Annotated in this window: 8 protein-coding genes and 1 tRNA gene; 7 read left to right on the forward strand and 2 right to left on the reverse strand. The window is 72.4% G+C overall.

Annotated elements, in window-relative coordinates; all coding sequences use genetic code 11:
• The first annotated feature begins 130 nt into the window (after positions 1-130).
• Positions 131-1,324 carry a divisome protein SepX/GlpR gene (gene sepX / locus V7E45_RS20620; protein WP_333775671.1) on the forward strand — a complete coding sequence of 398 codons (1,194 nt, stop codon included), beginning with the start codon at positions 131-133 and terminating at the stop codon, positions 1,322-1,324.
• A gap of 93 nt (positions 1,325-1,417) precedes the next feature.
• Positions 1,418-1,491 (forward strand) — tRNA-Ala (locus V7E45_RS20625).
• A 48-nt stretch (positions 1,492-1,539) separates the two neighbouring features.
• Here the strand turns inward: V7E45_RS20625 and V7E45_RS20630 are convergent.
• Complete coding sequence (locus V7E45_RS20630) at positions 1,540-2,016, reverse strand: GNAT family N-acetyltransferase (protein WP_333775672.1); 477 nt, start codon at positions 2,014-2,016, stop codon at positions 1,540-1,542.
• A gap of 71 nt (positions 2,017-2,087) precedes the next feature.
• On the opposite strand from V7E45_RS20630, the gene V7E45_RS20635 reads away from it, so the two are divergent.
• Complete coding sequence (locus tag V7E45_RS20635; RefSeq protein ID WP_333775673.1) at positions 2,088-2,891, forward strand: exodeoxyribonuclease III; 804 nt, start codon at positions 2,088-2,090, stop codon at positions 2,889-2,891.
• On the opposite strand, the gene V7E45_RS20640 is transcribed toward V7E45_RS20635, so the two are convergent.
• On the reverse strand, positions 2,888-3,520 hold the full coding sequence (locus V7E45_RS20640) for a MerR family transcriptional regulator (RefSeq protein ID WP_333775678.1): 633 nt from the start codon (positions 3,518-3,520) through the stop codon (positions 2,888-2,890). The genes V7E45_RS20635 and V7E45_RS20640 overlap by 4 nt on opposite strands.
• Positions 3,521-3,721: 201 nt before the next feature.
• Between V7E45_RS20640 and V7E45_RS20645 the strand changes: the two genes are divergently transcribed.
• The 4 genes from V7E45_RS20645 (at position 3,722) to V7E45_RS20660 (ending at position 7,474) form a co-directional block, all read left to right on the forward strand.
• Positions 3,722-5,311, forward strand: a complete 1,590-nt coding sequence (locus tag V7E45_RS20645) for a flavin-containing monooxygenase (protein WP_333775674.1) — start codon at positions 3,722-3,724, stop codon at positions 5,309-5,311.
• Positions 5,308-6,276 (forward strand): alpha/beta fold hydrolase, encoded by a 969-nt coding sequence (locus V7E45_RS20650; protein ID WP_333775675.1) that lies wholly within the window; start codon positions 5,308-5,310, stop codon positions 6,274-6,276. Before V7E45_RS20645 ends, V7E45_RS20650 begins: the two co-directional genes overlap by 4 nt.
• Positions 6,273-7,157 (forward strand): SDR family oxidoreductase, encoded by an 885-nt coding sequence (locus V7E45_RS20655; RefSeq protein ID WP_333775676.1) that lies wholly within the window; start codon positions 6,273-6,275, stop codon positions 7,155-7,157. The genes V7E45_RS20650 and V7E45_RS20655 overlap by 4 nt, the downstream gene beginning before the upstream one ends.
• Before the next feature lie 95 nt (positions 7,158-7,252).
• On the forward strand, positions 7,253-7,474 hold the full coding sequence (locus V7E45_RS20660) for a hypothetical protein (RefSeq protein ID WP_333775677.1): 222 nt from the start codon (positions 7,253-7,255) through the stop codon (positions 7,472-7,474).
• The last annotated feature ends 69 nt before the right edge of the window (positions 7,475-7,543 follow it).

The following is a 7,543-nucleotide window of genomic DNA, read 5'->3' on the forward strand; positions in this document are numbered from 1 at the left end:
TTCAATTCGCGACTTCGGCGGTCCTGTGATCGCATCGGTCGCAAAAAAAGCTGGAAATATCAGCCAGATCGTGCGACACACCGGCCCAATTGGCGGATGGCCCCACGCAAACCCCTCTACCGTGTGAGACGTGAGCAGCAGCGGCCTCATCTACGCAGTCATCGTCGGGGCCTGGGCCGCCTACTTGGTGCCGATGTGGCTCCGTAGGCAGGACGAGCTGAACGAGGCCCGTCCGACGGAACGCTTCAGTACCGCCATCCGGCTGCTGTCCGGACGGGCGGGTATGGAGCGCCGGTACGCCAAGGACCTGCGGGCGCGCTCCGCCCAAGAGGGGGAGCAGGACGCCGGTGAGCCGGACGTCACCGATTCGGTGGACGTCCGGGCCTTCGCCGTGCCTCCGACCCGCCGTCAGGTCCACGCCGACGCCGAACCGGAGACGTCCGAGCGGGCGGAACCGGCAGCCGGCCAGCCCCTCATCCCGGCGCCCAAGTCCCCCTCCGCGCACACCCCGGGCTCCGTCCCCGCACAGAAGCGGGTGCCGGCCCCCCGGCGCACGCCCTCGGCGCAGGCGTCCGCGGCACGCGCCCAGCGCTCGAAGGCGCTCGCCCGCCGCAGGCGCACCACCGTGATGCTCTTCCTCGCCTTCACCCTGGGCGCGATCGTCGCGGCCGTCGGCGGTCTCGCCTTCCTCTGGGCGCCCGGCGTGCCCGCGATCCTGCTGAGCGGGTACATCGCGTACCTGCGCGCCCAGGAACGCCGCCGCTTCGCCTACCAGATGGACCGCCGGAGCGCCGAGGTCGCGGCCCAGCGACTGCGCGAGCGCCAGCCGCGCCGCCGCCCGGTCCAGGACGCCGGCCCCGTCGCCGACGAACCGGACGAAGGAGCGGAAGTCGACACCGACTCCGGCCTCTCCGCGCTCGCCGCGGACCGCCGCGCCCTCGTCGAGCAGACCGACCACGCCGAGTGGGTCGACCAGCAGCGCGAGCGCCGGCGCCGCCCCGGGCACGGGGACAGCTGGGACCCGGTACCGGTACCGCTGCCCACCTACGTCACCGCCCCGGTCGCACCCCGGGCCACCTCGGACGTGGATCTCGGCGCGCCCGACACCTGGAGCTCGGCACGCTCCAGCACGGTCGTGCCGGAGCAGGAGAACGGCCAGGCGCCCGAGGCGGACGCCCCGGCGACCGACGCCGAGGGCCGGCCGGCGGACGGCCGCGGTGACGCGCGCCGCGCCGCCTCCGCCCGGCGGGCACGCGGCCGCGGACGCACGCCCCTCTTCGATCAGTACGAGGACGGCGACCGCCCGCGCGCGGCGAACGAGTGACAGCCGCCACGCGACCGCAGGCCCGCCCCTGACCAGTCAGGGAACGGATTTCCAAGCACCCCGACGGGGATGCTAGAGTTTCACTCGTTGCAAGGGCCTGTGGCGCAGTCCGGTAGCGCACCTCGTTCGCATCGAGGGGGCCAGGGGTTCAAATCCCCTCAGGTCCACGCATCATGAAGCCCCAGTCGGCAGAGCCGACTGGGGCTTCATCGCGTCTACAGCGCCTTCGCGTAGCAGCGGCTTTCCTCGTAGTGCCGGTAGTAGCCGAACTTGTCGCACGACTCGTAACCGCACGAGGTGTACAGCGCGATGGCCTCCGGCTGCTTCGTGCCGGTCTCCAGGACCATGCGCAGCCGGCCCGCCGCGCGGGCGTCCTCCTCCAGGGCCGCGAGGATGCGGCGGGCCAGACCCCGGCCGCGCATCTGCGAGACGACGAACATCCGCTTCAGCTCGGCGTCGCCGTCCGCGTTGCCCTCGTCGTTGTCGTCCTGGCTGCGCCAGCCGCCGGTGGCCACCGGGCGGTCGTGCTCGTCGTAGGCGATCAGGAACACCCCGCGCGGCGGGTCGAAGTCGGCGGCGTCGAGGCTCGTGGCGTCGCCACCGTCGCCGTAGCGCAGGTGGTACTCGGCCTGGACCTCGTCGTTGAGCTTGACGGCGTCAGGGTGATCGAAACGAACGCGACGTATATTCATTCTGGGCATCGTACTTCTATGCAGATGAAGGGAAAGACGGACCTGGACCAGTGTGCCGGTATCGTGCCCTGGTGCTGACTGTGACCTCGGTGAACGTGAACGGGCTGCGGGCCGCCGCCAAGAAGGGCTTCGTGGAGTGGCTCGCCCAGACCTCGGCGGACGTCGTCTGCCTCCAGGAGGTGCGCGCAGAGCCGCACCAGCTGCCCGAGGAGGTCCGCCGACCCGAGGGCTGGCACGTGGTGCACGCCCCGGCCGCCGCCAAGGGCCGCGCCGGCGTCTCCCTCTACACCCGCCGGGAGCCCGACCGCGTCCGGATCGGCTTCGGCTCGGCCGAGTTCGACGGCAGTGGCCGCTACGTGGAGGCCGACCTGCCCGGCGTCACGGTCGCCTCCCTCTATCTGCCCTCCGGCGAGGTCGGCACGGAGCGGCAGGCCGAGAAGACGCGCTTCATGGGCGAGTTCCTCGCCCACCTCAAGCTGCTGCGCGAGACGGCCGCCGCCGACGGCCGCCACGTGGTCGTCTGCGGCGACTGGAACATCGCCCACCAGCAGGCCGACCTCAAGAACTGGCGCGGCAACACCAAGAACTCGGGCTTCCTCCCCGAGGAGCGCGCCTGGCTCGACCGGGTCCTCGCCCCGACCGAGGGCGGCTACGTCGACGTCGTACGCGCCCTGCACCCGGACACGGAGGGCCCCTACACGTGGTGGTCGTACCGGGGGCGGGCCTTCGACAACGACTCAGGATGGAGGATCGACTACCACCTCGCCACGCCGGGGCTCGCCGGCAGGGCGGTCAAGGGGTTCGTCGAGCGCGCGGCCACGCATGCCGAGCGTTGGTCCGACCATGCGCCCGTGACCGCCGTGTACGACCTCTAGGGCGCCGCCCGGTCCCGCTTCGCCAGCCGCCGGTCCAGCGCCAGGGAGAGTTCCGCCTCCACCACGCTGCGGGCCAGGGGGCGCAGGCGGTGGAGGTCGTTCTCGGTGGTGTGGCGCAGGATCAGGTCGGTGAAGAGGTCCGCCAGGGCCTCGGCGTGCTCGCGGACGCGCCTGCCCGCCGTCAGGACCTCGGCGAGCGGGATACCCTCGCGGACCAGGGCCGAGGAGACGTCCAGCAGGCGGCGGCTGATGTGGACGATCTCGCCGCCGTCGGTGCCGAGGTAGCCGAGGTCCAGGGCGGCCGCCAGGTTCTCCGGGGTGACCTCGCCCTCGAAGCGGGCGGCGAGTTCCTCGGGGGTGAGGCGGACCGGCTCCTCCTCCGTCGGGGTGCCGACGCCCAGCAGGTCGGCCACGTCGCGGCCCTGGTCGAGTGCCTCCGCGAGTTCCGCGATGCCGGTGAGCGTGTGGCCGCGTTCCAGCAGCGCCGCGATGGTGCGCAGGCGGGCCAGGTGATGGTCGTCGTACCAGGCGATGCGGCCCTCGCGGCGGGGTGGCGGGATCAGCTTGCGCTCGCGGTAGAAGCGCAGCGTGCGCACGGTGATACCGGCCAGTGCGGCCAGTTCCTCCATGCGGTACTCGCGTGGTCCGCCGGTGCGCCCGGGGCTCTGCTCGTCCTTGTGTCCGCCGTCGTCTGCCACGCCCGCAGCCTATGTTGTACCGCCGGTAACTTTCCTTCCCGCGCCCCCTACCGCTCGGTACGGAGCTGCTCTACAGTCCAATTGCGCCAGTGTTCACTGGCAGAGTCCAAGGCGATGCGTGGAGGCTTCGGGATGGCCGAGCACGAGCATGTTCGAGTGGCGGTGATCGGGTCCGGGTTCGGCGGGCTGGGGGCCGCGGTGCGGCTGCGCCGGGAGGGGATCACCGACTTCGTCGTCCTGGAGCGGGCCGACAGCGTCGGCGGCACCTGGCGGGACAACAGCTATCCCGGGTGTGCCTGCGACGTCCCGTCCCACCTGTACTCCTTCTCGTTCGCGCCGAACCCCGACTGGCCGCGCACCTTCTCCGGCCAGGAGCACATCCGGGCCTACCTGGAACACGTCACCGACACCTTCGGCCTGCGTCCGCACCTCCGCTTCAACGCCGAGGTCAAGACGATGCGCTGGGACGGCGAGGAGCTTCGCTGGGAGATCGAGACCGCGGCCGGGACGCTGACCGCCGACGTCGTCGTCTCCGCGACCGGCCCGCTGTCCGACCCGAAGATCCCTCGGATCCCCGGCCTCGACACCTTCCCGGGCGAGGTGTTCCACTCGGCCCGCTGGGACCACGACTACGACCTGGCCGGCAAGCGCGTGGCCGTGGTCGGCACGGGCGCCTCCGCCATCCAGATCGTGCCCGCCATCCAGCCCCGGGTCGGCCGGCTCACCCTCTTCCAGCGCACCCCGGCCTGGGTGATGCCCCGGGTGGACCGTGCGATCAGCGGAGCCGAGCGCCGGCTGCACCGGGCGCTGCCCTTCACCACCCAGCTCCGGCGCGGTCTGCTGTGGGGCATCCGGGAGCTCCAGGTGCAGGCGTTCACCAAGCACCCCGACGAACTCGGCCTGGTCGAACAGCTCGCCAAGCGCAACATGGCCCGCGCGATCAAGGACCCGGCGCTGCGCGCCAAGCTCACCCCCGACTACCGCATCGGCTGCAAGCGGATCCTGCTGTCCAGCGCGTACTACCCGGCGCTGGCCCGGCCGAACGTGGACGTCGTCGCGAGCGGGCTCGCCGAGGTCCGCGGCTCGACCCTGGTCGCCGCCGACGGCAGCGAAGCCGAGGTCGACGCGATCGTCTTCGGCACGGGCTTCCACGTCACGGACATGCCCATCGCCGAGCGGGTGGTCGGCGCGGAGGGCGTCACCCTCGCGGAGACCTGGAAGAACGGCATGCGGGCGCTGCGCGGCGCCGCCGCGGCCGGGTTCCCGAACTGGATGACGATCATCGGGCCCAACACCGGCCTGGGGAACTCCTCCATGATCCTGATGATCGAGTCCCAGCTGAACTACATGGCGGACTACCTGCGCCAGCTCGACGTCCTCGGTGGCCGGACCGCGCTCGACGCCCGCCCCGCCGCCGTCGACGCCTGGAACCACAGGGTGCAGGAGCGCATGCGCCGGACCGTGTGGAACACCGGCGGCTGCACCAGTTGGTACCTCGACCCGAGCGGCCGCAACACCACCATCTGGCCCGGCACGACGACGGAGTTCCGGCGCGCGACCCGCAGGGTGGACCTGGCGGAGTACGAGGTCGTCCGGAAGGCCGGCGGGCCGGCGACCGACGCGTCGTCCGCGATCGACGCCTCGTCCGCGACCGCCACCCCGTCCGCGACCGGCGCCTCGTCCGCGGCCGGCGGCGTGCGGGAGAGCGGGGCCGTCGCATGAGCCGCGTCGTCTCCGTGGCCTCCGGGCCCTACGCGCCGCCCGTCCCCTCCCGCACCCTCACCGCCGTCTCCGCCGACGGCGCACGGCTGCACGTCGAGGTGCACGGCCCTGACGGGGCACCGGCCGTCGTGCTCTCCCACGGCTGGACCTGTTCGACCGCCTTCTGGGCGGCCCAGATACGGGAACTGGCGCGCGACCACCGGGTGATCGCCTATGACCAGCGGGGGCACGGGCGCAGCCCGGCGAGCCCCGCCTGCACCACCGACGCACTGGCCGACGACCTCGAAGCGGTGCTCGCCCAGACGCTGGAGAGCGGGGAGAAGGCCCTGGTGGTCGGCCACTCCATGGGCGGGATGACGGTGATGGCCGCCGCCGGCCGCGCCCGCTTCCGTGAGCACGCCGCCGCCGTCCTGCTGTGCAGCACGGGCAGTTCCCGGCTGGTCGCCGAGTCGCGCGTGGTGCCGTTGCGCGCCGGGCGGGCGCGCACCTGGATCACCGGACGCATCCTCGGCTCGCGCGCCCCGCTGGGGCCGGTCACGCCGCTGGCGAAGCGTGTCCTCAGGTACGGGACCATGGGCGCCGGTTCGGCCCCGCACATGGTGGAGGCCTGCGCGCGGATCGTGCACGCCTGCCCCCGGGCGGTGCGCCACGCCTGGGCCGGTGTCCTCGCGGCGCTCGATCTGGACCACGGCGTACGGGAGTTGCGGGTGCCCACCGCGGTGCTGCAGGGCGCCCGGGACCGGCTCACCCCGCCCGTGCACGCCCGCGCGCTGGTGGCCGAGCTGCCGCACTGCGTCGGACTGACCGAACTGCCCGGCATCGGCCACATGACCCCGGTCGAGGCTCCCGACCTGGTGACCGGCAGGATCCGGGAACTGGTCGCCACGTACGTCACGTCGGGCACCCCCGGCGTACCACCGCAGTCCCACGGCACCTCGGTGCAGCAGATCAAGGAGGGCGCATGAGCAGGGTCGGTCTCGAAGGGCAGGTCGCCGTCGTCACCGGAGCGGCGCGCGGCGTCGGCGAGTTGCTCGCGCGCAAGCTCTCCGCCCGGGGCGCCAAGGTGGCGCTGGTCGGGCTGGAGGAGGAGGCGCTCAAGGAGGTCTCCGAGCGGCTGCACAGCGACAGCGCGCACTGGTACGCGGACGTCACCGACCACGAGGCGATGAGCCGGGTGGCGCGGGAGGTGAAGGCGCACTTCGGCAAGGTGGACATCGTCGTGGCCAACGCCGGTGTGGCGACCGGGGGGCCCTTCATCGACTCCGACCCGGAGGCCTGGCGGCGGGTGATCGAGGTGAACCTGATCGGTTCGGCGGTGACGGCCCGCGCGTTCCTGCCGGTGCTGGTCGAGAGCCGGGGCTACCTGCTGCAGATCGCCTCGCTCGCCGCGATCACCCCGGCGCCGATGATGTCGGCGTACTGCGCCTCCAAGTCGGGTGTGGAGGCGTACGCGCACAGTCTGCGGGCCGAGGTCGGCTACCAGGGCGTCCGGGTCGGCGTCGGCTACCTGTCCTGGACGGACACCGACATGGTGCGCGGCGCCGACCAGGACGACGTCATGCGCGAGCTGCGGCAGCGGCTGCCGTGGCCGTCGAACAAGACGTACCCGCTCGGCCCGGCGGTGGAGCGGATCGTGGCCGGGATCGAGCGGCGCTCGGCCCACGTGTACGGGCAGTGGTGGCTGCGCGGCATGCAGGGGGTGCGCGGATACCTGCCGGCCCTCATCGGCACGGTCGGCCGGCGCGAGATGCGCAGGTTCGCGCCGAGGCTTCAGGGGATGCGTTCCGGGCTCGTCGGCGCAGGTGGGGAGGCCGATGAGGCAGCCAGGGCTACGCACCGTAACTGATCGACATGCGCAGCGTGTTCGCCCGTGTGAATCTGGTCGAGGCCCCACCGAGGGGCCGAATCCCCCACCTCACTCATTTACGGGAGTGAACCCACATGGGTATGAAGGACAAGTCGAACGAGTGGCAGGACCAGGCCAAGCAGAAGGCCGGCGAGGCCCGTGAGAAGGCCGGCCAGCGCGGCCCGCAGTCGGGTCAGCAGCGCGGCCAGCAGCCTCAGCGTGGTCAGCAGCCGCAGCGCGGGCAGCAGAACACCCGCGACATCACGGACCCGGAGCGGGAGATGGACGACCGCTTCGAGCACGACTACGACGCCTAGTCGCTGCGCTCGGCTTCGGCCGGTCTGAGCGGGGTGCCCTTCCTTCCTGGGGGGCACCCCGCTCAGACC

Source organism: Streptomyces sp. IBSBF 3136 (genome assembly GCF_036815105.1).
In the GTDB taxonomy this organism is placed as follows: Bacteria; Actinomycetota; Actinomycetes; order Streptomycetales; family Streptomycetaceae; genus Streptomyces.

Excerpts from the sequence above, each read along its gene's own strand:
- V7E45_RS20630 (WP_333775672.1), bottom strand. The coding sequence starts at position 2,016 with ATGAATATACGTCGCGTTCGTTTCGATCACCCTGACGCCGTCAAGCTC.
- V7E45_RS20640 (WP_333775678.1), bottom strand. The coding sequence starts at position 3,520 with ATGGAGGAACTGGCCGCACTGGCCGGTATCACCGTGCGCACGCTGCGC.
- V7E45_RS20645 (WP_333775674.1), top strand. The coding sequence starts at position 3,722 with ATGGCCGAGCACGAGCATGTTCGAGTGGCGGTGATCGGGTCCGGGTTC.
- V7E45_RS20650 (WP_333775675.1), top strand. The coding sequence starts at position 5,308 with ATGAGCCGCGTCGTCTCCGTGGCCTCCGGGCCCTACGCGCCGCCCGTC.
- V7E45_RS20655 (WP_333775676.1), top strand. The coding sequence starts at position 6,273 with ATGAGCAGGGTCGGTCTCGAAGGGCAGGTCGCCGTCGTCACCGGAGCG.
- V7E45_RS20660 (WP_333775677.1), top strand. The coding sequence starts at position 7,253 with ATGGGTATGAAGGACAAGTCGAACGAGTGGCAGGACCAGGCCAAGCAG.